The sequence below is a fragment of the Stenotrophomonas sp. 107298_Sma genome, from assembly GCF_056480345.1.
In genome coordinates this window covers 4,156,648-4,182,932 of the sequence record NZ_CM151094.1, presented here as the reverse complement: position 1 = coordinate 4,182,932, position 26,285 = coordinate 4,156,648, and the positions used below count along the sequence as shown (strand labels likewise).

Annotated in this window: 20 protein-coding genes and 2 riboswitches; of the genes, 9 read left to right on the top strand and 11 right to left on the bottom strand. The window is 67.5% G+C overall.

Annotated elements, in window-relative coordinates; genetic code table 11:
- Positions 1–13: 13 nt before the first annotated feature.
- From ACZK2G_RS19370 to ACZK2G_RS19355, 4 genes are all read right to left on the bottom strand, one after another.
- Complete coding sequence (locus ACZK2G_RS19370) at positions 14–3,118, bottom strand: efflux RND transporter permease subunit (protein WP_478474147.1); 3,105 nt, start codon at positions 3,116–3,118, stop codon at positions 14–16.
- On the bottom strand, positions 3,115–6,249 hold the full coding sequence (locus ACZK2G_RS19365; protein ID WP_478474146.1) for a multidrug efflux RND transporter permease subunit: 3,135 nt from the start codon (positions 6,247–6,249) through the stop codon (positions 3,115–3,117). Before ACZK2G_RS19365 ends, ACZK2G_RS19370 begins: the two co-directional genes overlap by 4 nt.
- Complete coding sequence (locus ACZK2G_RS19360; protein ID WP_046984247.1) at positions 6,246–7,412, bottom strand: MdtA/MuxA family multidrug efflux RND transporter periplasmic adaptor subunit; 1,167 nt, start codon at positions 7,410–7,412, stop codon at positions 6,246–6,248. Before ACZK2G_RS19360 ends, ACZK2G_RS19365 begins: the two co-directional genes overlap by 4 nt.
- 284 nt (positions 7,413–7,696) lie before the next feature.
- On the bottom strand, positions 7,697–8,314 hold the full coding sequence (locus ACZK2G_RS19355; RefSeq protein ID WP_005411215.1) for a trimeric intracellular cation channel family protein: 618 nt from the start codon (positions 8,312–8,314) through the stop codon (positions 7,697–7,699).
- An 84-nt stretch (positions 8,315–8,398) separates the two neighbouring features.
- A riboswitch (glycine riboswitch) is annotated at positions 8,399–8,502 on the bottom strand.
- 13 nt (positions 8,503–8,515) lie between these two features.
- Positions 8,516–8,605, bottom strand: a riboswitch (glycine riboswitch).
- A gap of 40 nt (positions 8,606–8,645) precedes the next feature.
- On the opposite strand from ACZK2G_RS19355, the gene ACZK2G_RS19350 reads away from it, so the two are divergent.
- Both ACZK2G_RS19350 and ACZK2G_RS19345 read left to right on the top strand, forming a co-directional pair.
- On the top strand, positions 8,646–8,903 hold the full coding sequence (locus ACZK2G_RS19350) for a GIY-YIG nuclease family protein (protein WP_295380731.1): 258 nt from the start codon (positions 8,646–8,648) through the stop codon (positions 8,901–8,903).
- Between the two features lie 72 nt (positions 8,904–8,975).
- Complete coding sequence (locus ACZK2G_RS19345; RefSeq protein WP_478474145.1) at positions 8,976–9,407, top strand: nuclear transport factor 2 family protein; 432 nt, start codon at positions 8,976–8,978, stop codon at positions 9,405–9,407.
- A gap of 41 nt (positions 9,408–9,448) precedes the next feature.
- On the opposite strand, the gene ACZK2G_RS19340 is transcribed toward ACZK2G_RS19345, so the two are convergent.
- Positions 9,449–10,729 carry an NAD(P)/FAD-dependent oxidoreductase gene (locus ACZK2G_RS19340; RefSeq protein ID WP_046984250.1) on the bottom strand — a complete coding sequence of 427 codons (1,281 nt, stop codon included), beginning with the start codon at positions 10,727–10,729 and terminating at the stop codon, positions 9,449–9,451.
- A 122-nt stretch (positions 10,730–10,851) separates the two neighbouring features.
- Here ACZK2G_RS19340 and ACZK2G_RS19335 point away from each other — a divergent pair, with 122 nt between their 5' ends.
- On the top strand, positions 10,852–11,631 hold the full coding sequence (locus ACZK2G_RS19335) for an NYN domain-containing protein (protein ID WP_046984251.1): 780 nt from the start codon (positions 10,852–10,854) through the stop codon (positions 11,629–11,631).
- A gap of 124 nt (positions 11,632–11,755) precedes the next feature.
- The gene (locus tag ACZK2G_RS19330) at positions 11,756–12,376 is read left to right on the top strand and encodes a glutathione S-transferase family protein (protein ID WP_046984253.1); all 621 of its coding nucleotides are present in this window, start codon (positions 11,756–11,758) and stop codon (positions 12,374–12,376) included.
- Positions 12,377–12,464: 88 nt separating this feature from the next.
- On the opposite strand, the gene ACZK2G_RS19325 is transcribed toward ACZK2G_RS19330, so the two are convergent.
- Positions 12,465–14,642 carry a primosomal protein N' gene (locus ACZK2G_RS19325; protein ID WP_478475604.1) on the bottom strand — a complete coding sequence of 726 codons (2,178 nt, stop codon included), beginning with the start codon at positions 14,640–14,642 and terminating at the stop codon, positions 12,465–12,467.
- Between the two features lie 413 nt (positions 14,643–15,055).
- Here ACZK2G_RS19325 and ACZK2G_RS19320 point away from each other — a divergent pair, with 413 nt between their 5' ends.
- The 4 genes from ACZK2G_RS19320 to sppA all read left to right on the top strand — a co-directional run bounded on the left by ACZK2G_RS19320 (position 15,056) and on the right by sppA (position 20,269).
- The gene (locus ACZK2G_RS19320) at positions 15,056–16,060 is read left to right on the top strand and encodes a hypothetical protein (RefSeq protein WP_337302246.1); all 1,005 of its coding nucleotides are present in this window, start codon (positions 15,056–15,058) and stop codon (positions 16,058–16,060) included.
- Complete coding sequence (locus ACZK2G_RS19315; RefSeq protein ID WP_136638551.1) at positions 16,053–16,628, top strand: DUF3106 domain-containing protein; 576 nt, start codon at positions 16,053–16,055, stop codon at positions 16,626–16,628. The genes ACZK2G_RS19320 and ACZK2G_RS19315 overlap by 8 nt, the downstream gene beginning before the upstream one ends.
- Before the next feature lie 237 nt (positions 16,629–16,865).
- Complete coding sequence (locus ACZK2G_RS19310) at positions 16,866–18,230, top strand: MATE family efflux transporter (RefSeq protein ID WP_046984256.1); 1,365 nt, start codon at positions 16,866–16,868, stop codon at positions 18,228–18,230.
- 116 nt (positions 18,231–18,346) lie between these two features.
- On the top strand, positions 18,347–20,269 hold the full coding sequence (gene sppA / locus ACZK2G_RS19305) for a signal peptide peptidase SppA (protein ID WP_478474144.1): 1,923 nt from the start codon (positions 18,347–18,349) through the stop codon (positions 20,267–20,269).
- Between the two features lie 114 nt (positions 20,270–20,383).
- Here sppA and ACZK2G_RS19300 read toward each other — a convergent pair whose 3' ends face one another.
- Positions 20,384–20,596 (bottom strand): hypothetical protein, encoded by a 213-nt coding sequence (locus ACZK2G_RS19300; protein WP_012512229.1) that lies wholly within the window; start codon positions 20,594–20,596, stop codon positions 20,384–20,386.
- A 111-nt stretch (positions 20,597–20,707) separates the two neighbouring features.
- Here ACZK2G_RS19300 and ACZK2G_RS19295 point away from each other — a divergent pair, with 111 nt between their 5' ends.
- Entirely contained in the window at positions 20,708–21,484 is a 777-nt protein-coding gene (locus tag ACZK2G_RS19295; RefSeq protein ID WP_046984257.1) for an SDR family oxidoreductase, read from the top strand.
- Positions 21,485–21,578: 94 nt separating this feature from the next.
- Here ACZK2G_RS19295 and ACZK2G_RS19290 read toward each other — a convergent pair whose 3' ends face one another.
- The 4 genes from ACZK2G_RS19290 to ACZK2G_RS19275 all read right to left on the bottom strand — a co-directional run bounded on the left by ACZK2G_RS19290 (position 21,579) and on the right by ACZK2G_RS19275 (position 26,284).
- Positions 21,579–22,307: a hypothetical protein gene (locus ACZK2G_RS19290; protein ID WP_426355043.1), complete on the bottom strand. Its 729-nt coding sequence runs from the start codon at positions 22,305–22,307 to the stop codon at positions 21,579–21,581.
- Positions 22,308–22,342: 35 nt separating this feature from the next.
- Positions 22,343–23,032, bottom strand: coding sequence for a hypothetical protein (locus ACZK2G_RS19285; RefSeq protein ID WP_046983428.1), 690 nt, complete (start codon positions 23,030–23,032; stop codon positions 22,343–22,345).
- A 43-nt stretch (positions 23,033–23,075) separates the two neighbouring features.
- A complete protein-coding gene (gene tsaC / locus ACZK2G_RS19280; RefSeq protein ID WP_136638547.1) occupies positions 23,076–23,666 on the bottom strand; it encodes an L-threonylcarbamoyladenylate synthase type 1 TsaC in 591 nt (196 codons plus the stop codon).
- A gap of 131 nt (positions 23,667–23,797) precedes the next feature.
- Complete coding sequence (locus ACZK2G_RS19275; RefSeq protein ID WP_337302243.1) at positions 23,798–26,284, bottom strand: DNA topoisomerase I; 2,487 nt, start codon at positions 26,282–26,284, stop codon at positions 23,798–23,800.
- Between the last annotated feature and the right edge of the window lies 1 nt (position 26,285).

Below are 26,285 nucleotides of genomic sequence, written 5' to 3'. Positions count from 1 at the left end.
GGTGCGGCCGCGATCAGGGCCGGTCGGAGTTGGAGGCCGGCCCATCTGCACCGGCGATGCGCCTGGCGCTGCGCATGAGCGACAGCGCCAGGTACATCGCCGGGGTGGTGTACAGCGTCAGCCACTGGCTGACCAGCAACCCGCCCACAATGGCGATTCCCAGCGGTTGCCGGAGTTCCCAGCCTTCGCCGTTGGCCAGCATCAGCGGCAGCGTGCCCAGCAGCGCCGCCAGCGAGGTCATCAGGATCGGCCGCAGGCGCAATCGCGCTGCTTCCATCACCGCGTCCCGTGCAGTCAGGCCACGCCGCTCGCCGGCCAGCGCGAAGTCCACCAGCAGGATGGTGTTCTTCATCACCACACCGACCAGCAGGAACAGACCGAGCAGCGCGATCAGGTTCAGTTCGTTGCCGAACAGCCACAGCGCCAGCAGTGCGCCGATGCCGGCCGAGGGCAAGGTGGACAGGATCACCAGTGGCTGCATGAAACTCTCGTAGAGGATGCCCAGCACCAGGTAGACCGCCAGCGTGGCGCCGAGCACCAGCCACAGCTGGCGCGAACGCAGCTGCTCCAGGCCGCCGGCCTCACCGGACAGCTTGCCCTGTACCGAACGTGGCAGCATCAGTTTCGACATCGCACCATCGATTGCCTGCGTGGCCTGTTCCAGGCCCACCCCCGGTGCCAGCGCGAACTCGATCCAGATCGAGGCGAACTGCTCACTGTGGTACACCCGGTCCGGTGCCATGCCATAGCGCCAGCTGGCGATGCTCGACAGCGGAATGCGCTGGCCGTTGCCATCGATCACCTGCAGGCGTGGCAGCGTGCCCGGGTCCTGGGTGTGCTTCGGGTCCAGCTCCATCACCACGCGGTACTGGTTGAGGCTGTCGTACAGCGTGGCGACCTGGCGCTGGCTGAAGGAGTTGTTGAGCATGTTGGCCACCGTGCGCAGGTCCACGCCGTGGCGCGCGGCTGCTTCGCGGTCGATGTCCAGCATCACCTGGCGCATGCCTGCTTCGCCCTGTGCTTCCACGTCCACCAGTTCGGGCAGGCCACGCAGCGCGGCAGCCACCTTCGGCGCCCATTCGCGCAGCGGTGCTGTATCGGCCGACAGCAGCTGGAACTCGTACTTGCCACTGCTGCCTGCGCCCTCCAGGCGGATGTCCTGGTCCACCCACAGATAGAGATTGCCGCCGGGCAGCTTGGGCAGCCGCGCGCGCAGGCGGTCAATCACCTCCTGGCTGGAGACCTTGCGATCGGCCAGAGGCTTCATCTTGATCATGATGAAGGCGTTGTTGACCCCGTTGCTGCCACCGATGTAGCCGATGATGTCCTCAATGGCCGGGTCGGACAGCAACAGCTTCCTGTACGCATCGATCTTCGGTTGCATGGCCTGGAAGGACAGGCCGTCATCGCCACGGGCGAAGCCGCGCAGCTGCGCGGTGTCCTGCTTGGGCACGATGCCCTTGGGCACCTGCTGGAACAGCCACGTGTTGAGCGCGATGACTGCAACGAAGGCCAGCAACGGCCAGCGCAGCCGGCGCAGGCTGGCCTGCAGCGTGCGCAGGTAAGCGCCGCGCACGCGCTCGAACAGTGCATTGCTGCCGCGCTGCCAACGCGAGGGTTGCTGCGCGGCATCCACGAACAATCGTGCACACAGCATCGGAACCAGGCTCAGCGCGACCAGCACGGAGACCGTCATTGCCGCCACCAGGGTCAGCGAGAATTCGCGGAACAGGCGTTCGACGAAGTCATCCAGGAACAGGATGGCGACGAACACCACGGCCAGTGCAACGTTCATCGACAGCAGCGTGGCACCGACTTCCGATGCGCCACGCACCGCCGCCTGCCAGCGGTCCGCGCCGAGTTCGCGATGGCGGGCGATGTTCTCCAGCACCACGATGGCATCGTCCACCACCAGCACCGCCGCGACAATCAACGCCATCAGCGAGAGCGTGTTGAGCGAGAAGCCCATCAGCGCGATCAGCGCCAGCGTACCGAACAGCACCACCGGGATCGCCACGCTGGGCACCAGTGCAGCACGCCAGTGGCCGAGGAAGGCCAGCACCACCAGCACCACCAATACGATCGCCAGCACCAGGGTGAGCTCTGCCTCATGCAGGGTGGCGCGGATTACCGGCGAGCGGTCCATCACCAGCCGCATGTCCACGCCGGAGGGCAGCAGTGCATGCAGCTGGGGCAGCTGCGCCTGGATGGCATCGACGGTAGCGATGATGTTGGCGCCGGGTTGGCGGCTGACGATCAGCAGCACGGCCGGGCGTTCGTTGTGGAAGCCGCTGGCATAGCGGTCCTCCACGCCATCGGCAACGGCGGCTACATCGCCCAGCCGCAGCGTGCGGTCGTCGCTCACCTTCAGAGCCAACTCGCGATACTGCGCGGCCTGGCGCAGTTGCAGCGGCGCTTCCAGCTGCCACTGCTGGTGCGCATCCCCCACCGCACCCAACGGGCGCACCGCATTGGCGCGGGCGATGACCTGGGCTACGTCTTCCAGCGCCAGCCCGGCGTGGTTCAGTGCGTTCGGATCCAGCGACACACGCACTGCCGGCAAGGCACTGCCGCCCACCTGCACTTCGCCAACGCCTGGTACCTGCGACAGCTTCTGCGCCAGCACGGTGGAGGCCAGGTCATACAGCTGGCCTGGCGAGCGCGTGTCCGAAGTCAGTGCCAGTGCCAGGATCGGTGCCTGCGAAGGATTCACCTTGCGGTACTGCGGCATGCCCGGCATGCCACTGGGCAGCTGGCCGCGAGCGAGGTTGATCGCGGCCTGCACTTCACGTGCGGCCTCATCGATATCACGGCCGAGTACGAACTTCAGTTCGATCTGGGTCTGGCCCTGGGTGCTGGCCGAATCGATGCGCGAGATGCCGGGCAGGCTGCCCAGCGCACGCTCCAACGGCGTGGCCACGGTGGCGGCCATCGATTCGGGCGAGGCGCCGGGCAGGCTGGCACTGACTTCAATGGCTGGGTAGTCCACCTGTGGCAGCGGCGCCACCGGCAACAGCCGCAGCGCCAGCAGGCCGGCCAGCACCAGTGCCACCGCCAGCAGGATCGTTGCTACCGGGCGCTGCACGCAGGCCTGCGCCAGGCGCGCGATGGGGGTCACGCGCGTGCCTCGTCAGCGCCCGTCGGGGCCGCTGCACGGCCACGCTGCAGGCGGTCGAAGGCCAGGTAGATCACCGGCGTGGTGAACAGCGTCAATACCTGGCTGACCAGCAGTCCGCCCACCATCACCCAGCCCAGTGGCTGCCGCAGCTCGGCGCCGGAACCGCTGGCCAGCATCAGCGGTACCGCGCCGAACAGTGCGGCCAGCGTGGTCATCAGGATCGGCCGGAAGCGCAGCAGCGCGGCCTGATGGATCGCCTCGCGTGGTGACATGCCGCGTGTGCGCTGCGCGTCCAGCGCGAAGTCGATCATCATGATCGCGTTCTTCTTCACCAGCCCGATCAGCAGCACGATGCCGATCACCGCGATCAGATCCAGGCTGCGTCCGCTCAGCCACAGTGCGGCCAATGCACCCACGGTGGCCGAGGGCAGGGTGGACAGGATGGTGATGGGATGGATGAAGCTCTCGTAGAGCACGCCCAGCACGATGTACATCACTACCACGGCCGCCAGGATCAGCCACAACGTGGACGATAGCGAGCTGCTGAAGGCGGCCGCCGCGCCCTGCAGGCGAAGTTCGATGCTCTGCGGCAGATTCACCTGCGCGCGCGCGGCGAGCACGGCATCCACCGCTTCGCCCAGCGAAGCGCCCGGGGCAAGATTGAACGAAAGCGTAGCCGCCGGGAACTGGCCCACGTGATTGCGCAGCAGCGCGGACGGACCCACCTCTACACGCGCTACCGAACCCAGCGGCACGGTCTGCCCGGCGCTGTTGCGCACGCGCAGGCCGGTGATGGCTTCCGGTCCCGGCTGGCGCGACGGATCGGCTTCCAGCACCACCCGGTATTGGCTGGCCTGGGTGAAGATGGTTGAAATCTGGCGCTGCCCATAGGCGTCGTACAGGGCATCGGCTACCGCTTCCACGCTTACGCCCAGGCGCGCCGCCGCATCGCGGTCGATCGCCACGCGCGCCTGCCGCCCCTGCATCTGCAGATCGCTGGACACATCACGCAGCGCCGGCGACTGGCGCAAGGCCTGCAGAAGCTTCGGTGTCCAGCTTTCCAGCGCTTCCAGATCCGGCGTGGTCAGGGTGAACTGGTACTGGTTGCGGCTGATGCGGTCTTCGATGCCCAGTTCCTGCACCGGTTGCAGGTACAGGGTGATGCCGGGAATCTTCGCCACGCGCTGCTGCAGCCGTTCCATCACGACGGCGGCACCGTCGCGGTCGCCATGCGGTTTCAGTTCGATCAGCAGGCGGCCGGTGTTGAGCGTGGCGTTGTTGCCGTCCACGCCGATGTAGGACGAGACGCTGGCCACTGCCTCGTCGGCTTCGATGGCCGCCGCCAGCGCCTGCTGGCGCTCGCGCATGGCCTGGAACGAGATAGCCTGTGGCGCCTCGCTGATGCCTTGCACCAGGCCGGCATCCTGCACCGGGAAGAAACCCTTGGGCACGGCGAAGTACAGCGCTACGGTCAGTGCCAGCGTCGCCACCGTGGCCAGCAGCATCAGCGGCTGGCGCTGCAGCACCCAGCGCAGCTGGCGGTCGTAAAGGGTGATGACGCGGTCGAAGACATCTTGTTTTGGGGTCGGAGCCCTGGCTGGATCCGACCCCTGGGCCGGGGTCAGATCCCCGTGGGGCTCTGACCCCTTCGCATGCGGCTTCAGGAAGCGCGCGCACAGCATCGGCGTCAGCGTCAGCGAGACCAGCAGCGAGATGCCGATGGCTACCGCCAGCGTCACCGCGAACTCATGGAACAGCGCGCCCACCAGGTCGGCCATGAACAGCAGCGGGATCAGTACCGCGATCAGCGAGACCGTCAAGGAGACCAGAGTGAAGCCGATTTCCGCTGCACCCTTGAGCGCCGCCTCGCGGGGGCTTTCGCCGTCCTCCAGATGGCGGGCGATGTTCTCCAGCATCACGATGGCGTCGTCCACCACGAAGCCGGTGGCGATGGTCAGTGCCATCAGCGTGAGGTTGTTGAGCGAATAGCCGGCCAGCAGCATCACCGAGAAGGTGCCGACCAGCGACAGCGGCACTGCAACGCTGGGAATCAGTGTGGCCGGCAGATTGCGCAGGAACACCCAGGTGACCAGCACCACCAGCGCGATGGCCAGCACCAGTTCCTTCTGCACGCCGCGCACCGACGCGCGGATCGATTCGGTGCGGTCACTCAGCACGTCCATCTGCACGCCGGCCGGCAGCGTGGCCTGCAGCTGCGGCAGCAATGCTCGCACCTGCTCGACCACGGCGATCACGTTGGCACCGGGCTGGCGCTGGATGTTCACCAGAACTGCCGGCGTAGTGCCGCTCCAGGCGGCCAGCTGCCGGTTCTCAGCGCCATCGCTGATGGTGGCCACATCGCCCAGCCGTAGTGGCGCGCCGTCACGCCAGGCCAGTGCCAGCGCGCGGTATTCGGCCACGCTGCGCATCTGATCGTTGGCGTCGAGCATCACCGCTCGGATCGGGCCATCGAAGCTGCCCTTGGGCAGGTTGACGTTGGCCGCAGCAATCGCGGTACGGATGTGGTCCATGCCCAGGCCGTTGGCGGCCAGTGCCGCTGGATTGACCTGGATGCGCACCGCAGGGCGCTGGCCGCCGGCCAGGCTGACCAGCCCGACGCCGGGCAGCTGCGCCAGACGCTGGGCAATGCGCGTATCGACCAGATCGTGCACCTGCGGCAGCGACAGTCCCTGCGAGGTCACCGCCAATGTCAGGATCGGTGTGTCGGCCGGGTTGACCTTGCGGTACACCGGCGGTACCGGCAGGTCTCCGGGAAGGAAGCTGCCTGCCGCGTTGATGGCGGCCTGCACGTCCTGCTCGGCCACGCCCAGCGACACCTCCAGCCCGAACTGCAGGGTAATGACCGAGGCGCCGCCGGAACTGGTCGACGACAGTTGTTTCAGACCGGGAATCTGCCCGAGCTGGCGTTCCAGCGGCGCGGTGATGGTGCGTGTGGTCAGTTCCGGGCTGGCCCCCGGATACAGCGTTGTGATCTGGATGATCGGATAGTCGACCTGCGGCAGTGCGGCCACCGGCAGCAGGCGGTAGGCCAGTACACCGGACAGCAGCAACGCCACCATCAGGAGAGTCGTTGCGACCGGGCGCAGGATGAACGGGCGCGAGAGATTCATGCGCCGGCCTTGATCGCGGCCTCCTCGGTGATGATCTCCACCGCCGTGCCGTCTTCCAGCCCGTCGATGCCTTCGATCACCACCTGGTCGCCGGCCACCAGTCCGGAGCGCACGGCCACGCGTCCATCGTCGGCCGGACCGAGCACCACGTTGCGGCGCTGTGCCTTGTTGTCCTTGTCGACGATATGCACGTAGTTGCCCTGGCTGCCGAACTGCACGGCGGCATCGGGAATCAGCAGCGCGCGCTGCTCGCCCAGTTGCAGGCGGACGTTGACGAACTGGTTGGGGAACAGCGCCAGATCGTGGTTGTCGAAGTGCGCACGCAGTTTCAGCGTGCCAGTGGCGGTATCGATGCGGTTGTCGACACTGGACAGCGCGCCACTGGCAAGCTGCCGGCCTTCTTCGCGGTCCCAGGTTTCCACTGCCAGCGCGGGTTGCACCTGCACGGCATCGAGCAGCGCCGGCAGCTCGGGTTCGGGCACGGTGAACAGAACGCTGATCGGTGCGGTCTGTGCCAGCGTCACCAGGCCTTCGGCATCGCTGGCGCGTACCAGGTTGCCCACGTCCAACCGGCGCAGCCCGACGCGGCCACTGACCGGTGCGGTGATGCGGGTGTACTGCAGCTGCAGGCGCGCCTCGTCAACAGACGCCTGATCGCTGAGGCGGCGGCCCTGCAGCTGGCGCACCTTGCTCTGCTGGTCGCTCAGTTCCTGCCCGGACACGTAGTTCTGCTTCTGCAGTTCGCGGTAGCGCTGCAGCTGGCGCTCGGCGTTCTCCAGCTCGGCCAGGTTCTGTTGCTGGGTGCCCTTGGCCTGCGCCAGCTTCACTTCATACGGGCGCGGGTCGATCTGCGCCAGCAGATCGCCGGCCTTCACCTGCTGGCCTTCCTGGAAATGCAGTCGCAGCAGTTCGCCATCCACACGGCTGCGTACCACCACGCTGTGCAGCGGCGTGACCGTACCGACCGCCTTCAGGCGCAGTACCAGCGGCTCGGCGCTGGCGCGGGCGATGCGCACGGGTACCGTCTTGCCGGGTGCATCGTCGCCGGCACCGGCCTCCGTGCGTGGCCAGAACCCCCACAGCAGGCCGCCGGCAAGGGCAACGCCCAGCATGATCAGCAACGGGCGGGCACGACGGAAGCGGGAGTTTTCGGCGACAGACATGGGGCATCCTGCGCCCTGCGCGCGCAGGGACATGCGGGCCCGTCGGTGCGTTCACGGCACCACGGGCAGCGGGGAGGGAGTGTCTGGCGGGGCCGCGGGCGCGGCGTGGCTGGATGCCGTCGCGGCAGCGACGGGGCGACAATGGTAGCCAATCACCCCGGCCAATGCCGCATGACCAACGTCATGCAACGCAATCGGTAGTGCCGGCCGCCGGCCTGCAACCGGCTGGAATCTGCGGGCGTGTGCCGTGTTTCCGGCCAGCGGCCGGCACTACCATCAAGCAATCAATGCACTTCGTCGTGATAGACGAACTTCGGCATTTCCCAGCGGTAGTGGATCGCCAGCAGGCGCAGCGCGAAGCCGCCGCCCAGGCAGCACAGGATCGCGGTAGCGTCGGCCACGCCCCAGTGCAGCAGCAACAGGTAGGCCGCGCCGGTCAGCAGCGCGATGATCGCGTACAGCTCTTTCTGGAAGATCAGCGGCACCTCGTTGCAGAGGATGTCGCGCAGCACGCCGCCGAAGGCGCCTGTCAGCATGCCGGCAATCAGCACGATCGGCATGGCATGGCCGGCCTCACGCGCGATCGAGCAGCCGATCAGGGTGAAGGCGATCAGGCCCAGGCCATCGAGCACCAGGAAGGTGCGGCGGAAGTGGTGCATCCAGCGTGCGACCCAGGTGGCGATCAGCGCCGCACACACGGTGAAGCCCAGGTACTCGGGATGCTTCACCCAGCCCAGCGGATAGTGGCCGAGCAGGATGTCGCGCAGTGATCCGCCGCCGAGGGCGGTGACGCAGGCGATCATGACCACACCGAACAGGTCCATGCGGCGGCGGCCGGCGGACAGCGCGCCGGTCATGGCTTCGGCGGAAATGGCGATCAGGTAGATGATGGACAACAGCATGGGACAGGCTCCGGGCGCGGTGGGGCCGGCCATGCGCCACTATCGCCATTGCCTGCGCAATGACGGGATGACGATGACCGGTGCCGCTCCCGCTGTCCTTTTGCCTGAGAGTTCAGCGGCATGGGCCGCGTGCCCCTTCGGCGGATCGTCCCGGGCGTGCCCGGTGACCTCTCTCCAGCTCGGCGAGTCGAATGCATGGTTGGTGGGATTCCAGCCCACCGGCCTGAGCGATCATGGGAGCCTGCGCCTTCGGCGGGCGCCAGCGCGGCGCCTCTCTCCTGCATTCGGGCGCCAGTATATCCGCTGCAGTGCAGCACGGCATAATCCGGGCATGGCACCGTCCCTCCGCCCGTGGTTCCTGTACCTGCTCGAATGCCGCGATGGCAGCTACTACGCCGGCATCAGCACCGACGTGGACGCGCGTTTCGCTGCCCACCAGGCCGGAAAGGGCGCGCGTTACACCCGGTCGCGGCCACCACTGCGGGTCCTGGCGGTGCGCGAGTACCCGGACCGAGCAGCGGCCTCACGTGCCGAATGGGAGCTCAAGCGGCAGCCGCGCGAACGCAAACTGGCCTGGCTGTTGCAGTAGATCCACGCCATGCGTGGATGGGGCGCATCCGGCCATGCCATGATCGCCCAGCCTTCAGCGCTGGAGACCCGGATGTCCACCGTTGCCCTGTTGTTCGCACTTTCCGCAGCAGCAAGCCCTGCCGCCGACGCCGCCACGATCGCAGCCATCGAAGCCACCTGCCATGACTACGTGGATGGCCAGCTGGAGGCCGACCCGCAGCGCGTCGCCCGTTCCCTGCATCCGGACCTGGCCAAACGTGCGGTGCTCGGTGATACACCGGACGAACGCCTGGGCCTGCGCCGGATGTCGAAGGAAGAGCTGGTTGCGTTGACGAAGCAGGGCGCGTTGAAGACCCCGAAAGATCAATGGGATCGCCGCTGCACGGTGCTGGACGTGACCGGCAACGCCGCATCGGTGCGGCTGGAAACGCCGTGGTTCGTCGACTACTTCCACATGGGCCGCTTCGAGCAGGGCTGGGTGATCGTCAACGCGCTGTGGTACCCGAAGCCGAAGGCGCCGTGAGCCGAGCATGGGCTCGGCTCTACAGGAACATGCGTGCGGCCCTAGCGCCTCGGCCGCCGGTCTTCCTGGTCATCACCGAAGATGATGCGCGCGCTGCGCTGGTAGCTCCAGTACGCCACGGCCCAGTTCAGCAGCACCACGATGCGGTTGCGGAAACCGATCAGGAAGAACACGTGCGCGGCCAGCCAGAACCACCAGGCGAGGATGCCCGAGAGCTGCAGCCTGCCCAAGTGCACGATTGCAGCCATGCGGCCGATGGTGGCGAGGTTGCCGAAGTCGGCGTACTTGAAGGGACCTGGCGCCGGCTTGTCGTGCAGGCGCGCGCGGAGCACCTCGGCCACGTACTTGCCCATCTGCTTGGCGGCGGGCGCAACGCCGGGTACCGGCTTGCCGTTGGCCTGGTTCAGCACGGCCAGATCGCCGGCCACGAACAGCTCCGGATGGCCAGGCAGTGTCAGGTCGGGTTGCACCTGCACGCGGCCGGCGCGGTCCAGCGGCACGTCCAGTGTACGCGCCAGCGGTGAAGCAGCCACACCGGCGGCCCATACCACCGTGCGTGCCGGCACGAATTGATCGCCGAGCTTGAAGCCCTGGCTGTCGATGTCGCTCACCGGGGTGCCGGTCAGCACTTCCACGCCCAGTTTCTCCAGTTGTCGGCGTGCCTTCAGCGAAAGCACTTCCGGGAACGAAGACAACACGCGTGGGCCAGCTTCGACCAGCCGCACCTTGGCGCTGGCCGGATCGATATGGCGGAACTCGTTGCGCAGCGTATGCCGTGCGATCTCTGCCAGGGTGCCGGCCAGTTCAACACCGGTGGGGCCACCGCCGACCACGGCGAAGCTCAGCCACGCCGCCTTCTTCGCCGGGTCCGGTTCGGCCTCGGCACGTTCGAACGCCAGCAACAGCTTGCGGCGCAGCGCGATGGCATCGTCCAGGGTCTTCAGGCCGGGGGCATCATCGGCCCACTGGTCGTTGCCGAAGTAGGCGTGGGTGGCGCCCGTGGCCAGCAGCAGGGTGTCGTAGTCCAGCGTGCTGCCATCGGCCATGCGGATCTGTCGGGCCTGCTTGTCGATGGTGACCACTTCGCCGAGACGGACTTCCACATTGCGCTGGTGGCCGAGGATGTGGCGCAGCGGTGCGGCGATATCCGGCGCGGACAGGCCGGCGGTGGCCACCTGGTACAGCAGCGGCTGGAACAGATGGTGGTTGCGGCGGTCGACCAGGGTGATGCGTATGCGCTCGCGGGCCAGGGCACGGGTGGCCCAGAGACCGGCAAAACCGCCGCCGACAACAACCAGGTGGGGAACGCGCTCACGACTCATCGACTCACTCCAGTGGGGGCATGGGGGAAGCGCTTGGCATCTTCGCACGGCAGGCGGTTGTCACGTCAGCGCCTGCGCGGATCGGCGATACTCGGGTTCAGGCAACCGCCCGCGAGGAATCCATGAGCGAACCGGAAAAGCGCATCGCCCTGTTGATCGACGCCGACAATGCGCCGGCATCGAAAATCGACGAGGTCCTGGCCGAAGTCGCCCGCTACGGCGTGGCCAACGTTCGCCGTGCCTATGGCAACTGGAAGAGCCCACGGTTGAAGGGATGGGAGGCGGTGCTGCACGAGTACGCGATCCGTCCGATCCAGCAGTTCGCCTACAGCAAGGGCAAGAATGCTTCGGACATGGCGATGGTGATCGATGCCATGGACCTGCTGTACGCGCGCAATCTGGATGGCTTCGCCATCGTGTCCAGCGATGCCGATTTCACCCCGATGGTGATGCGCCTGCTGACCGATGGCGTGAAGGTCTATGGCTTCGGCGAAAAGAAGACGCCGGAGCCGTTCGTCAACGCCTGCTCGAAGTTCACCTATCTGGAGGCGTTGGGGCAGACTCATGCCAGCGTGCAGGATGCGGAACAGTCATCGAACGAACAGGCACCGAACGAGCCGGTGGCCAACGACGATGCGCGTCCGCGCAAGAGCGGCGCGGAAATGCGCAGCGATACGCGTCTGGTGAAGATGCTGCGACGCGCGGTGTCCTCGGCCGAGGGCGAGGATGGCTGGTCGCACCTGGGCCCGGTCGGCAGCCAGATCGGCAACCAGGCCTCGTTCGACCCGCGCAACTACGGTTACGGCAAGCTCAGCGACCTGCTGGCCGCGATTGGCCTGTTCGAGCTGAAAAAGGACGGCAAGTCCTCCTACGTGCGCGCGCTGCCGAAGAAGAACCGGTAGCGCCAGAAGAACCGGTAGCGCCGGGCCATGCCCGGCGGGTGCGCGAGGGAGTCATGCCACTCGCACATCCGCATGCCGATCAGGCGTATCGTTGCCGCTCGCATTGCCAGCAAGGAAAACCCGCATGTTGAAGATCTGGGGCCGTCGCAATTCCAGCAACGTCCGCAAGGTGCTGTGGTGCGCCGAGGAGATCGGCCTGCCGTATGAGTCCATCGAAGTCGGTGGCAGCCACGGCGGCACGCAGACGCCGGAATACCAGGCGATGAATCCCAACAGCCTGGTGCCGGTGATCGAGGACCACGGCCTGCCGCTGTGGGAATCGAACGCCATCGTGCGCTACCTGAGCGCGCGTTACGCGCTGGGCACGCTGTACGCCGAGGACCCGATGGAACGCGCCCAGGCCGAGAAGTGGATGGACTGGAGCACTTCGCGGATGGCGCCGCTGTACACCGACCTGATCTGGGGCATCATGCGCACCGCCCCGGCGGACCGCGACGAAGCACGGATCAACGCCGCCATCGTGCGTGCCGGTGACTACCTGGCGATGGCCGACGCCACGCTGGCCAGGCAGCCGTGGCTGTCGGGCGAGACGTTCGCGATGGGTGACATCCCACTCGGCTCGCTGATCTACGCGTGGTTCGAACTGCCGATCCAGCGCCCGGAACTGCCGCACCTGGCCGACTGGTACGCGCGCCTGCGCGAACGCCCGGCGTACCAGCGCGGCGTGATGTCGCCGCTGACGTAAGCGGAAACGGTAGCGCCGGGCCATGCCCGGCGGACGCGGTGCGCGCAGAATCCGCCGGGCATGGCCCGGCGCTACCGTCCGCGTGCCCTCAATACAGATCCGTCGGGTCCACATCCAGCGACCAGCGCACCTTGCGTGCTTCCGGCAGCGCGTACAACTGCGGCACCAAGTGCGAAAGCACACCGTGCAACGGCGGCCGCTGCAGCGCAGACAGCAGCAGCTGGGTGCGCTGGTAGCCGGCGCGGCGCGGCATCGGCGCCGGCATCGGCCCATAGGCCTCGACCACGTTCTGTTCTCCCAGCAACTGCCGCGCGGCCAGCAGGAAGGCATTGGCGTGCTCCACCTGCTGGGCTTCGGCGCGCATCAACGCCAGGTGCGCGAACGGTGGGAATCCAGCCGCCTCGCGCTGGTTCAACTCGGCCTGCGCGAACGGGTGGTAGCCGCCGCTCACCAGCGTTTCCAGCAACGGATGCCCGGGATGGTGGGTCTGCAGCCAGACTTCGCCGGGATCGCGTGCGCGGCCGGCGCGGCCAGCGACCTGGATCAGCTGCTGTGCCAGTTTTTCACTGGCACGGAAGTCGGCCGAGAACAGCCCTTCGTCGATGCCCACCACCACCACCAGAGTCAGCTTGGGCAGGTCGTGGCCCTTGGCCAGGATCTGCGTGCCGACCAGGATGCCGGGCTGATCGCCCAGTTTCGCCAGCTGCTGTTCCAGCGCGTCGCGTCGCGACGTGGTGCTGCGGTCGATGCGCACCACCGGGAATTCGGCGAAGGCCGCAGTGAGGTGCTCTTCCAGGCGTTCGGTGCCGATACCCTGCGGCTGCAGCGCCAGGCTGCCGCAGGCCGGGCAGGCCAGCGGTGCCGGTTGCCGCGCACCGCAGTGGTGGCATTGCAGGCGACGACCGCCACCATGCACGGTCATCGGAGCATCGCAGCGGTTGCAGGGCGCGGTCCAGCCGCAGTCATGGCACAGCAGCACCGGCGCGTAACCGCGGCGGTTCTTGAATACCAGCACCTGCTGGCCGCGCTTGAGATGCTCGCCGATGCCGGCCAGTACGTCGGCCGACAAACCGTCATGCAGCGGCCGTTTGCGTACATCCAGGATGCGCACGCGCGGTGGCCGTGCGTCGCCGGCACGCTGCTTCAGGCGCAGGTGGGTGTAGCGCCCGGCATAGGCGTTGTGCAGGGTTTCCAGCGACGGCGTGGCGCTGCCCAGCAGCACCTGGATGCCCAATGCCTTGGCCCGCACCAGAGCGAAATCGCGCGCGTGGTAGCGGATGCCGTCCTGCTGCTTGTAGCTGCCGTCGTGTTCCTCGTCGACGATCAGCAGGCCGGCTTGCGGCAATGGCGTGAACACCGCCGAGCGGGTGCCGACGATGACTCGTGCCTCGCCTCGTGAGGCCGCCGCCCAGACGCGCGCGCGCTCGTTGTCATTCAACCCCGAGTGCAGCGCGTGCACGGCGATGCCGAGACGGCCGCGAAAGCGTGCCAGGGTCTGCGGAGTCAGGCCGATTTCCGGCACCAGCACCAGCGCCTGCTTGCCCTGTGCCAGGCAATGGATGATCGCCTGCAGGTACACCTCGGTCTTGCCGCTGCCGGTCACGCCATCCAGCAGGAACGGCTGGAAACCCTCGGTGGCGTTGATCGCGGCCACGGCCTCGGCCTGGTCCGGATTGAGGGTGGGGCCGGGCAGCGGTTGCGCGTGTTGCGGGGCCACACTCAGGGCGACGCGCTCGGCCAGCTCACGCTTGGCCAGGCTGCGCGCAGCGGTGCGCCAGTCCTGCATGCGTTCACCCAGCACGTCTTCGTCCACTGTGGCCTCGGCCAGCAGCTCGGCCAGTTGCCGGGGGCGGCTGCCAGCGCGCAGCTTCCCGCGCTGCAGGTGTCCTTCGGCGGTCAGTTGCCAGCCCCAGTGATGGGTATCGGGCAGGGCTTCACCATGGCGCAGCGGGCCAGGCAGAGCGGTGCTAAGCACCTCGCCCAGCGGCGCATGGGTATAGCGCGACAGCCACTGCAGGCTCTGCCACAGCTCGCCCTGCAGCAGCGGCTGCGGGTCGCACCACGCCAGCGCCTGGCGCAGGCCCTGGCCGTCGTCGGTCTGGCCGTGGCCGGCCACCACGCCGACCAGCTCGCGGTTGCCGAATGGCACCTTCAGGCGGCAGCCAACCGCCACCGCGGGAGCCTCACCCTCCGGCGACAGGTAGTCGAACAGGCGGGGCAGGGGGACGGGCAGGGCGACCTGCAGGGTCGGAATCGGTGAAAGCATCGGGCCAGTGTAACGGGCCATGCGCACGCGGATGGCAGGCGCGAAGGCGCCCGGGCGACGCCCGTTGAATCATAAATGTCACCTAAATATCGGTGTCCATTGGAGATTCAGTCTTATCCACATGTTCTGTGGATAAGACTGTGCGTTAACGGTCGGCGGGCGCGCGGGAGGCCGATGGCGACGGCCTCACGCTTGGGTTGGTCAAAAAATAGCCACACTTCAAAGTCAAGTAAAATCAATAACTTAAGTGTGAAACATTGCTGAAACAGAGTGAATTCAGCTGGATGCCGCAGTTTCCCGTGCGAGGGCCGTGGTGCTGTGCACAACCTGCAGCACGAAGTACCTGCGGGCGCAAGTCCTGCCGGGCGCCGATGGCCTGCCGCTATCATGCCGGCAGACCTTTGGAGTAACCGATGACGGCTGTGCCCGCCCCTGTTTCCTCGACCGCGGCCGGCGCGCTGTCGGCGTTCCTGCGTGGCGTCGAACGCCGTGCCCTGGTGGTGGCTGAACTGCAGTGCGGTGAAGCCGCCCGTGCCGAACAGACCCTGGTGGCGGTGATGCGCGCCTTTGCCGCCGTCGCCAGCGACCTGCCCATGGCGCAATGGCCGACCCGCTTCTGGACCCTGCTGGGCCAGCGCCAGGCGCTACGCGAACCGCTGGGCGGCCAGTGGGCACCGCCATTGGCTGCGCTGGGTGAGATGGGGCCACTGCCGCGCCTGGCGCTGTTGCTGCGGGTAGGCGGTAGTCTGGATGAAGGCATTGCCATGCGCGTGCTCGACCAGGACGAGGCCGGCTACCAGCAATTGCTGGCCGATGCCTGCCCGCGCGATACCCATGGCCAGCCTGATGCCTCGGCCTGGCGGCAGCTGGCCGAGCAGGTGCAGCTGCGCATCCGTGACCTGCCGGCCAAGCGCCTGCAGCAGCTGCAACAACCGGCCGCACCGGCCGCCAACAGTGAAACCCCGACCTCCAGCTGGCGTGCACCGCAGCGTGACGAGCGCGCGGCCGCCAACGGCAAGCGCCGCCGTGCGAATGCCAAGCCGCGCTGGCGCGGTCCGCTGATCCTGTTGCTGACCGTGGCGGTGCTGCTGGCCGCCGCGCTGGGCTGGCGCCATTGGCAGGGCCGTGTGCTCGGCAGCGATGCACCGCTGCCGGAAGGGGTGGTGGGCGATGCCGGTCCGGTCACGGTGGAGGCGCTGCCGCCGAGCAAGGTTGAAGCCGCGCCGGATGCGATCCCGGCCCAGGCTGCCGACGACGCCATGATGCTGGCCGACCGCGACTATCCGCTGGTGGCCGATGCCGACCTGTATGCGTGGACGGCCGCTGGCGGCCCGCTGCCGGTGGACGAATCGCAATCCAAGCCGAGCCGGCCGGAGCCGGCCAGTGCCACGCTGGAAACCGCTGCTGCCGATGAATAAGACTGTGTTCGCCAGCCTGCTGCTGGCCCTGCCGTTGTCGCTGTCGGCCACGCCGCAGACCGTGAACGTGCCGCTGCCACCGCCCTCGCCCGGAACCACGACGGCGCCACCGGCGCCGGCCGCGGCACCTTCGACGTTTGCCCACCTGGATGCGCAGCAGCAGCGCCAGCGCCGTGCCGACTACGCCACGTGGCGGGCGTTGCCGGAAGGCGAGCGTGAACGCGTCCGCCAGGCTGCGGCGCGTTTCAATGCACTGCCGGCCGATCAGCAGCAGCGCCTGCGCCAGCAGTTCCAGGCGCAGGACCAGGCGTTTCGCGAAGGCTGGCGGCTGGGCCCCCAGCTGGGCCTGGAATTCCCCAAGCTGCACGGCCTGTTCGGCTTTGTGCCGCCGGAACAGCGCGAGGCCGCGCTGGCCGTGCTGCGTCAGCTCAGCCCGGCGCAGCTGGCCCAGCTGACCCTGGTCGCACAGCGCACGCCGCCGCAGGAACGCGACGCGGTGCGCAGCGCCTTCCTCGCCGTGCCCGCCGCCGAGCGCGACAGTTGGCTCAAGCGCCAGGCGGGTCAGTAAACAAAGGGGACGGAGGGGATTAAGTCGTACTCGGCACAGTCGGGCTTGAAACGACTTAATCCCCTCCGTCCCCTTTTTTCTGTTCGTAACGCGATCGCAACGCGGTAAACCGGGGGCTGCTGAAACCCAGCATTCACGCCATGTCATGGGAATGCGCGCGCTGCGCGCGTAAGATGACCGGCCGCAACCCGGTGCCTGTGCCCTTCGCGCGCAACCGCAGTTCGCGTCAAGCACCTTATGTCTACTGCAACCTCCACGCCGCGCTTCAGCAAGGAAGTCGGCGCCACCGGTCTGCTTGCCCTGCCGCTTGTGCTCGGGCATGTCTCCACCGGTCTGATCTCCTTCGTCGACAACGTCATTGCTGGCCACCATGCCACGGCGACCCTGGCCGCGGTGACCATTGGTACCGCACTGCTGTGGCTGCCGATGCTGATCCCGATCGGTACCCTGATCTCGCTTACCGCCTCGGTGTCGCAGCTGCACGGCGCCGGTCGTGAGCGCGAGATCGGCCCGCTGTTCCGCCAGGCGCTGTGGCTGGCGCTGGGCCTGGGCCTGATCATGTTCACCTTCCTCACCGTAGTGCCGCCGCTGCTGCCGGCCTTCGGCATCGCACCGGACATTGTGCCGGGGGCGACCGCGTTCCTGCATGCGGTGCGCTGGGGTGGCCCGGCACTGACCCTGTACTTCTGCATGCGCTACCTCAGTGAGGGCATGCACTGGACCCTGCCGACCATGCTGATCGGCTTCGGTGGCCTGCTGGTGCTGGCGCCGATGGGCTACGTGCTGGCCAACGGCAAGCTGGGCTTCCCGGAAATGGGTGCCGAAGGCCTGGGCATCGCCTCGGCGGTGATGATGTGGCTGCAGGCGATCGCCTTCGCCACCTACCTGTGGTTCACCAAACGCTTCGCCCATCTGCGGCTGTTCTCGCACTTCGAAGGGCCGCGCTGGCCGGCGATCTGGGATCTGCTGCGCACCGGGCTGCCGATCGGGATCACCGTGCTGATGGAAGGTGGTCTGTTCATCGTCACCGCGCTGCTGATCGGTCGCCTGGGTGCCAATGAAGCGGCTGCGCACCAGATCGCGATCAACGTCGCCCAGCTGTGCTTCATGATCCCCATGGGCGTGGCCGAGGCCACTACCGTGCGCGTCGGCCATGCGGTCGGCCGTGGCGATGGCTTCGGCGTGCGCCGCGCGGCCTGGGCCGGCTACGCGATCATCATGGGCACGCAGACCCTGTCGGCGGCGGTGCTGCTGTTCGGCCATGACGCCATCGTCGGTGTCTACACCAACGATCTGGCAGTGGCCGGGCTGGCCTCGACCCTGCTGCTGTACGCGGCCACCTTCCAGTTCCCGGATGGCATCCAGGTGTTGTCGGCCGGTGCGCTGCGCGGCCTGAAGGACACCCGCGTGCCGATGTTCATCGCCATGTTCGCGTACTGGGGCCTGGGCATGCCGCTCGGCGCCGGGCTCGGCCTGGGCCTGGGCATGGGCCCGCAGGGCATGTGGATCGGCCTGATCGTCGGTCTCACCGCGGCGGCGATCCTGATGGGCTGGCGCCTGCGCCGCAGCAGCCTGCGCATCGGCCAGTCCAGCCTGTCCTGATCCTTCCTGCCCGCCCTGGCGACCCGTGGCGGGCGATCCCCTGACTTGTGTCCGATGCCGCATCACGCGGCACCGGCTATGCTGGCACTACGGCAAGAAGCCTTCCGGAGCGTTCCATGAATCAACCCGTGCCCCCGCTGCCCCCGGCGCGTCGCAACCCCGTCGCCAGTTTCTTCATCGGGCTGTGGGACGTCATGAATTTCACCCGCCGGTTGATCCTCAACCTGGTGTTCTTCGGCCTGCTGTTCCTGTTGCTGGTGATGTTCGTCATCGCCGCCGGCATGGGTGCCGGTGCCAGCAAATCGTTGCAGGACCGCACCACCCTGGTGATCGCGCCGGAAGGCCGCCTGGTCGAGCAGTTCAGCGCTGACCCGGTCAGCCGCGCGCTGGCCAAGGCGGTGGGCGACAACGGTGCCGAAGAGATCCAGCTGCGTGACCTGCTGCGGGTGATCGAGTCGGCCAAGGAAGACAAGAAGATCGAGCGCGTGGTGCTGGAGCTGGACAAGCTGCAGCCGTCGGGCTTCGCTTCGCTGCGTGAAGTGGCCGCTGCGCTGCAGGACCTGCGTGCGTCCGGCAAGCAGCTGGTGGCCTACAGCGAGAGCATGGGCCAGTCGCAGTACCTGCTGGCCGCGCAGGCCGACGAGGTCTACCTGGACCCGATGGGGTCGGTGGTGCTCGAGGGCCTGGGCCGCTACCGCCAGTACTTCCGCACCGGCCTGCAGGACAAGCTGGGCGTGGACGTGCACCTGTTCAAGGTGGGCGAGTACAAGTCCGCTGCCGAGCCGTACGTGCTCGACGCCGCTTCGCCGGCATCCAAGGAAGCCGACCTGTTCTGGATGAACGACGTGTGGCAGCGCTACCTGGGTGACATCGCCAAAGCCCGCCGCCTGGATCCGGCACAGCTGGCCGCCGGCATCGACACGCTGCCGGAAGGCATCTCCGCCGCCGGTGGCGACCTGGCCAAGTTCGCCCTGCAGCAGAAGCTGGTGACCTCGCTGAAGACCCGCGAGGAATTCGAGGATCTGATGATCGAGCGCGGCGTGGCTGACGACGATGCCGACGGTGGTTTCCGCAACGTCGACTTCGGCAGCTACCTGGGCCAGCTCGATGCGCGCCGCAACCCGGTCGACAGCCGTCCGCAGGTGGCGGTGGTGGTGGCAGCCGGCGAGATCAGCGGTGGCGACCTGCCGGCCGGCCGCATCGGTGGCGAGTCAACCTCGGCGCTGCTGCGTGCAGCGCGCGACGACGAGAACGTGAAGTCCGTGGTGCTGCGCGTCAATTCGCCGGGTGGTGAGGTGTTCGCCTCCGAGCAGATCCGTCGCGAAGTGGTGGCCCTGCAGGCCGCTGGCAAGCCGGTGGTGGTGTCGATGGGCGACCTGGCTGCCTCCGGTGGCTACTGGATCAGCATGAATGCCGACCGCATCTATGCCGATCCGTCGACCATCACCGGTTCGATCGGGATCTTCGGCATGGTGCCGAACTTCAGCCGCGCGCTGGACAAGATCGGTGTGCACACCGACGGCGTCGGTACGACCCGCTTCGCCGGTGCCTTCGATGTCACCCGCCCGATGGATCCGGCGGTGGGCCAGGTCATCCAGTCGGTGATCAACAAGGGTTACGCCGACTTCACCGGTCGCGTTGCCGACGCCCGCAAGAAGCCGGTCGAGGCGGTCGACGAAGTGGCCCGTGGCCGCGTGTGGAGCGGTGCGCAGGCCAAGGAACGCGGTCTGGTCGACGCCTTCGGTGGCTTGAAGGATGCGGTGGCCGATGCCGCCAGCCGTGCCAAGCTGGGCAAGGCCGATGCTTACCGCGTGCGTTACATCGAGAAGGCGGCGACGCCGTTCGCGCAGTTCGTCAGCGGCTTCGCCGGCAGCCGTGCCGGTGCCTGGATGCTGTCCGACTCGGGCATGGCGCGGATGATGCTGGCGCGTGCGATGCCGGAAGTGGATACGCAGCTGCGCTTCGTCGAGAACGCGGCCCGCGACAAGGGCAACGGTGCGCCGGTGAAGGCGCTGGCGTACTGCTTCTGCAGGTTCTGATCGGAAGTCCATCCACGCATGGCGTGGATCTATTGGAAACGCCCGGCCCCGGCCGGGCGTTTTCGTTCACGGGGTCGGATCCCTTTGCTCCGCAAAGGGCTCTGACCCCACAGGTCATTGCGTCGCGTCGGCCTCGGCCTTCTGCTCGCGTGCTGCAGCATCCTCCACGGCCTTCTGCGCGCTCTTGGCGCGGTCCAGCGGCTCATGCATTGCACGGGTCATTGCCTGCGGTGCCGGTGGCTTCTCCGGGTTGGGCGTCGGCGGCCGTTGGCACGCCGCCAGCAGTACGGCGGCCAGCAGGGACGTGGACACGATCAGGATGCGCATGGCGGCTCTCCGCAGTGGGCGTGCGTGCAGTGTCGCATTCCGGGCAGGGGGCTGCCGTGAGCGCGTATCCTTGCCGCATCGAAACACAGCGGGCGCGGCCCCGGAGGACACATGACCCAGCAACGGTGGCGCCTGGACGGCCAGACTGCCCTGATCACCGGTGCCAGTGCCGGCATCGGCCTTGCAATCGCGCATGAACTGGCTGGCTTCGGTGCCGACCTGATGATCGTCGGGCGCGATATAGACATGCTGGAGACCGCGCGCGACGAGCTGCTGGACATGTATCCGCAGATGCAGGTGCACGCGCTGGCTGCCGATGTTTCCGATGACGAAGACCGCCGGCAGATCCTGGACTGGGTGGAAGACCATAGCGATGGCCTGCACATCCTGGTCAACAACGCCGGCGGCAACATCAGCAAAGCGGCTACCGAGTATTCCGAGGACGAGTGGCGCAACATCTTCGAGACCAACCTGTTCTCGGCGTTCGAACTGTCGCGCTACGCGCACCCGCTGCTGGCACGCCATGCCTCGTCATCCATCGTCAACGTCGGCAGCGTATCCGGCCTGACCCATGTGCGCAGCGGCGTGGTCTACGGCATGAGCAAGGCGGCAATGCACCAGATGACCCGCAACCTGGCCGTCGAGTGGGCCGAGGATGGCATCCGGGTCAACGCGGTGGCGCCGTGGTACATCCGCACGCGGCGCACGTCCGGCCCGTTGTCGGACCCGGACTACTACGAGGAAGTGATCAACCGCACGCCGATGCGCCGCATCGGGGAGCCGGAGGAAGTGGCTGCGGCCGTGGGCTTCCTGTGCCTGCCCGCCGCCAGCTATGTCACCGGCGAGTGCATCGCGGTGGATGGTGGTTTCCTGCGCTACGGATTCTGAGCTTTCAGCAGGTAGTGCCGGCCGCTGGCCGGCAACTGCAATCATCTGAAGATCCTGTGGTTGCCGGCCAGCGGCCGGCACTACCGGGTGGCCGTCACCCCGGTACCGGGCAGTTGCTGGCCTCCAGCACACCCTGCAGCCGCTCGCGCTCGCTGCGTGCGCCGTCGCGGTTCTCTGGCGTGGCGAAACGTTCGCGGCCGCGTGCATCGCGGAAGCGCTGCTGCCAGCCGCCGCAACGCTGCGCTTCGGGCAGTTCCTCGCAGCGATCACGTACCACTTCGCAGCCGGCCGCATTCACCGGCGTGACGCCGCCCAGGCCCTGTACCGTCATCAGTTCGCAGCGACCGGGCGCGGCCTCGTACTCGTGCAGGTAGCTGCCGCCCTGGCTGTCGGTGCACTGGAAGATCGGGGGCAGGGGCGGCTTCGGTGGGCCGTCCTTTGCTTCGGCGCGGGCCTCGGCGTCACGACGCAGCGTCGCGCTGTCGAGGATCTGGTTGCCGCCCTCGCGTTCGACCATTCCCGCTTCCATGATCGTTCGGCCTTCGTCCGCACGGCGTGGCGTTGCAGAGGGCGCCTGCGCGGGCGCGGGTCCTGCCGGCAGGGGGGCTGGCGTCTCGACGGCGGGGGTGGGCGCGACCACCGCCGGCTGTGCGTTGGCCGGATCGGGTACGCGCAGTACCTGCTGCTTGCTGCCGGACGGGCAGGGCGTGCGTTGCAGCGTGGGTACGTCGCTGCTGCTGGAGGTGCATCGATACACCACGCTTGTTTCGGCCAGTGCCGCGCCGGGCAGCAACGCAAGGGCCAGCCAGATCAGTTTGTTCATGCGCACAGCGTACAGGTGGTGATGCGGCGCGGCGCTCAGCGCTGGCAATCGCGCGACACGCGAGCGTCGATGCCGCGCTGTTCGTTGCTGATGGCCGTACGTTCGCTCTGCAGCGCACTGTTGTAGCGGCGGTCCAGCTCCCAGCGGCGGTCACGCAGGCGCGCGCAGACTTCCTGCGGTGGCAGCGCATGGCAGCTGTCGCGCACCAGGACGCTGCCGGCCGGAACCTGTACCCCCATGCCCACCGAGGGCGGACGATAACCCGCGCCTTCACCGATGGGGGTCCCCACCGGTGTACCGAATGCCGGACGCGGTCCGGGATAGGCCGGGCCACGATGCCCGTGCGGCAGCCAGACACTGGTCCACAACGGGACCCAGCGCGGATTGCCTTCGTTATTGTCGCTGGTATAGCGCTGGCCATCCTCGGTGACGCACTCGTACATCGGCTGTGGCGGCTGGATGTAGACGTGGCGTACTTCGCGCTCGCGGATGACCGGGGTATCGCTGGGCGGCGATGGCGTGGCGTCACTACGCACCACCCGCGGCGCAGGATCCCGCGGACGCTGCAGGTCGCGCACTTCCTGGCGGCCGCTGTTGCAGGGCTTGTCCTGCAGCGCCACGGCACCATTGCTGGCCACGCAGCGGTATACGCGCACGTCCTCGGCGGCCGGTGAGTTCCAAGGCAACAGCAGGCACAGGCTCAAGGTGGCGCGCAGCAGGTTCATGGCGGCAGGGTGCGCGATTGTCGGTGGCTGTGCAATCGTCTGCTCAGGAGCGCAGCACGTTGCCGCTGAGCGCGTCGCGGATCGGCGTCGGCTGGGCCAGGCCGCCGGTCTCGCCATCGAGGATGCCGTCGAGCAGGCGCAACAGGCGTGGGTCGAGTTCCTCGCGGCTGCGCGCCGGTGGCTCGCCGGCCAGGTTGGCGCTGGTGGACACCAGCGGGCCACCCCAGGCACGGCATAGCGCGGCCACCAGCGGGTGGGCACTGATGCGCACCGCAATGCCGCTGTGCTCGCCGGTAATCCACGGTTTGGCTCGTGGGCCGGCCGGCAGAATCCAGGTGTTGGCGCCGGGCCAGCTGGCCAGCACTGCGCGCTGGCGGGCATCGGGCAGTGCCTGCAGGCGTACCCAGCCTTCCAGCTGCGCCAGCTCGGCGGCGACCAGGATCATGCCCTTCTCGATCGGGCGCTGTTTCAGCCGCAGAACCATGTGCACCGCGGCTTCGTGCGAGGGATCGCAGCCCAGGCCCCAGACCGCTTCGGTCGGATAGGCGATCACGCCGCCTGCGCGGAGCGAGGCGACAGCGGAGTCCAGGGTGAGTTCTTTCATGGCGGCGACCGGCCCGGCGTGGGCCTTCATTATCCCCCCGCTGCGTGCAGATGGGGTGGAACCAGGCACCCCGGCAGTGCCGGCCGCTGGCCGGCACCTGATGCTTCTGGGGGTTGCCGGCCAGCGGCCGGCACTACCCCTCATCCACGCAGGGCGCGGATCTACTTCGCGGCCTTCTTGACGGCCTTCTTGACGGCCTTCTTGGCCGGCGCCTTCTTCGCAGCAGCCTTTTTCACCGCTTTCTTGGCAGGGGCCTTCTTGGCGGCCGCCTTCTTCGGTGCCGCCTCCTTCTTCACCGCCGCCTTCTTCGCAGGTGCCTTCTTGGCCGCGGCCTTCTTGCCGAAGCCCTTGCGCACCGGCTTGCCGGTTTCTTCCATCAGCTGCTGCACTTCGGCCAGGGTCAGCGACGCCGGCTCGCGATCCTTGGGGATCTTGCCGTTCATCCTGCCGTCGCTGATGTACGGACCGAAACGGCCGTTCAGCACCTGGATGTCGCTGCCCTCGAACTCCTTGATGATCCGGTTGCGCGCGATCTCTTCCTTCTCTTCGATCAGGAACACGGCGCGGGCCAGATCGATGGTGTACGGGTCATCTTCCTTCTTCAGCGAGGCATAGGTGCTGCCGCGCTTGGCGAACGGGCCGAAACGACCGATGCCGACGCTGACGTCTTCGCCCTTGTCCTCACCCAGTGCGCGCGGCATCAGGAACAGCTCCAGCGCGTCTTCCAGGGTGATGGTGTGCATCGACTGGCCCGGACGAAGCGAGGCGAACTTGGGCTTCTCCTCGGCGTCCTCGGCGGTGCTGCCGATGGCCGCGTACGGCCCGAAACGGCCCAGGCGCACGCTGACCGGCTTGCCGGTCTTCGGGTCGGTGCCCAGTTCGCGTGCGCCGCTGGCCTCGGCGCGGTCGACCGATTCCTTCTTGTCTTCGACCAGTTCCTTGAACGGTCCCCAGAAGCGCGACATCAGCGGAATCCACTCTTCCTCGCCACGCGAGACGGCATCGAGCTCGTCCTCGAGCTTGGCGGTGAAGTCGTAGTCGACGTACTGGGTGAAGTGGCTGGACAGGAACTTGGATACCGCGCGGCCGACATCGGACGGGCGGAAGCTGCGGCCTTCCATTTCCACGTACTTGCGGAACAGCAGGGTCTGGATGATCGAAGCGTAGGTCGAGGGACGACCGATGCCGTACTCTTCCAGCGCCTTCACCAGCGCCGCTTCGGTGAAGCGCGGCGGCGGCTGGGTGAAGTGCTGGTCGGCCACGATGCGCTCCAGCGGCACGCGGTCGCCGGGCTTCATCGCCGGCAGCTTGCGGCCTTCGTCCTCGTCCTCGGCGCTCTTGTTGTCCTTGCCTTCTTCGTACACGGCCAGGAAGCCGGGCACCACCACGGTGGTGCCGCTGGCGCGGAACACGTGCTCGCTGCCGGCCGACAGATCGACGCTGACGGTGTTGAGCGTGGCCGGGATCATCTGGCAGGCCACCGCACGCTTCCAGATCAGTTCGTACAGCTTGCGCTCGTCATCGGTCAGGTAGCGCGCGACCTGCGCAGGGGTGCGCAGTGCCGAGGTCGGGCGCACCGCTTCGTGCGCTTCCTGGGCGTTCTTCGACTTGGTCTGGTAGGTGTTGGGCTGGTCCGGCAGCGAGGCGATGCCGTAGTCACGGGCGATCACGTCGCGGATCTCGGTCAGTGCATCCTGCGACAGGTTCACCGAGTCGGTACGCATGTACGAGATCAGGCCGACGGTGCCTTCGTCACCGATGGCCACGCCTTCGTACAGCTTCTGCGCCACCTGCATGGTCTTGCGGGTGGTGAAGCCGAGCTTGCGCGAGGCTTCCTGCTGCAGCGTGGAGGTGGTGAACGGCGGCGCCGGACGGCGCTTGCGCTCCTTGCTGGCCACGTCGGTGACGTGCAGCGCACCCTGCGCGGCCTGCTGGATGCGCAGGCGGGCCGCCTCGGCGGTGTCGCCATCGGTGACGGTGAACTGCTCGAACTTCTGCCCGTCCAGCTTGATCAGCTTGGCGTTGAAGTGCTGCGACGGGTGCGCGCACTCGGCGGCGATCGACCAGTACTCGCGGGCGATGAAGGCTTCGATCTCTTCTTCGCGCTCGACGATCATGCGCAGCGCCGGGCTCTGCACGCGGCCGGCGGACAAACCGCGCTGTACCTTGCGCCACAGCACCGGCGACAGGTTGAAACCGACCAGGTAATCCAGCGCGCGGCGCGCCTGCTGGGCATCGACCAGGTCGCTGGCGATCGCGCGCGGCTGGCTGATCGCTTCCTTGATGGCGCGCGGGGTGATCTCGGTGAAGACCACGCGCTGCATCGGCTTGTCCTTGACCAGCCCGCGTTCCTTCAGGATCTCGGCGATGTGCCAGCTGATCGCCTCACCCTCGCGGTCCGGGTCGGTCGCCAGCAGGATGTCGTCGGCGCCCTTGGCGGCCTTGGCGATCGCATCGACATGCTTCTCGTTCTTGTCGATCACGTCGTAGTGCATGGCGAACCCGTTGTCCGGGTCGACTGCGCCTTCCTTCGGAATCAGGTCACGCACATGCCCATACGAGGCCAGGACGGTGTAGTCCTTGCCGAGGTATTTGTTGATCGTCTTGGCCTTGGCCGGCGATTCGACGATGAGCAGGTGCTTGGGCATG

Bases quoted from the DNA above. Each gene is read 5' to 3' on its own strand.
- ACZK2G_RS19365 (WP_478474146.1), bottom strand. From the start codon at position 6,249: ATGAATCTCTCGCGCCCGTTCATCCTGCGCCCGGTCGCAACGACTCTC.
- ACZK2G_RS19360 (WP_046984247.1), bottom strand. From the start codon at position 7,412: ATGTCTGTCGCCGAAAACTCCCGCTTCCGTCGTGCCCGCCCGTTGCTG.
- ACZK2G_RS19355 (WP_005411215.1), bottom strand. From the start codon at position 8,314: ATGCTGTTGTCCATCATCTACCTGATCGCCATTTCCGCCGAAGCCATG.
- ACZK2G_RS19350 (WP_295380731.1), top strand. From the start codon at position 8,646: ATGGCACCGTCCCTCCGCCCGTGGTTCCTGTACCTGCTCGAATGCCGC.
- ACZK2G_RS19345 (WP_478474145.1), top strand. From the start codon at position 8,976: ATGTCCACCGTTGCCCTGTTGTTCGCACTTTCCGCAGCAGCAAGCCCT.
- ACZK2G_RS19340 (WP_046984250.1), bottom strand. From the start codon at position 10,729: ATGAGTCGTGAGCGCGTTCCCCACCTGGTTGTTGTCGGCGGCGGTTTT.
- ACZK2G_RS19335 (WP_046984251.1), top strand. From the start codon at position 10,852: ATGAGCGAACCGGAAAAGCGCATCGCCCTGTTGATCGACGCCGACAAT.
- ACZK2G_RS19330 (WP_046984253.1), top strand. From the start codon at position 11,756: ATGTTGAAGATCTGGGGCCGTCGCAATTCCAGCAACGTCCGCAAGGTG.
- ACZK2G_RS19325 (WP_478475604.1), bottom strand. From the start codon at position 14,642: ATGCTTTCACCGATTCCGACCCTGCAGGTCGCCCTGCCCGTCCCCCTG.
- ACZK2G_RS19320 (WP_337302246.1), top strand. From the start codon at position 15,056: ATGACGGCTGTGCCCGCCCCTGTTTCCTCGACCGCGGCCGGCGCGCTG.
- ACZK2G_RS19315 (WP_136638551.1), top strand. From the start codon at position 16,053: ATGAATAAGACTGTGTTCGCCAGCCTGCTGCTGGCCCTGCCGTTGTCG.
- ACZK2G_RS19310 (WP_046984256.1), top strand. From the start codon at position 16,866: ATGTCTACTGCAACCTCCACGCCGCGCTTCAGCAAGGAAGTCGGCGCC.
- sppA (WP_478474144.1), top strand. From the start codon at position 18,347: ATGAATCAACCCGTGCCCCCGCTGCCCCCGGCGCGTCGCAACCCCGTC.
- ACZK2G_RS19300 (WP_012512229.1), bottom strand. From the start codon at position 20,596: ATGCGCATCCTGATCGTGTCCACGTCCCTGCTGGCCGCCGTACTGCTG.
- ACZK2G_RS19295 (WP_046984257.1), top strand. From the start codon at position 20,708: ATGACCCAGCAACGGTGGCGCCTGGACGGCCAGACTGCCCTGATCACC.
- ACZK2G_RS19290 (WP_426355043.1), bottom strand. From the start codon at position 22,307: ATGAACAAACTGATCTGGCTGGCCCTTGCGTTGCTGCCCGGCGCGGCA.
- ACZK2G_RS19285 (WP_046983428.1), bottom strand. From the start codon at position 23,032: ATGAACCTGCTGCGCGCCACCTTGAGCCTGTGCCTGCTGTTGCCTTGG.
- tsaC (WP_136638547.1), bottom strand. From the start codon at position 23,666: ATGAAGGCCCACGCCGGGCCGGTCGCCGCCATGAAAGAACTCACCCTG.
- ACZK2G_RS19275 (WP_337302243.1), bottom strand. From the start codon at position 26,284: ATGCCCAAGCACCTGCTCATCGTCGAATCGCCGGCCAAGGCCAAGACG.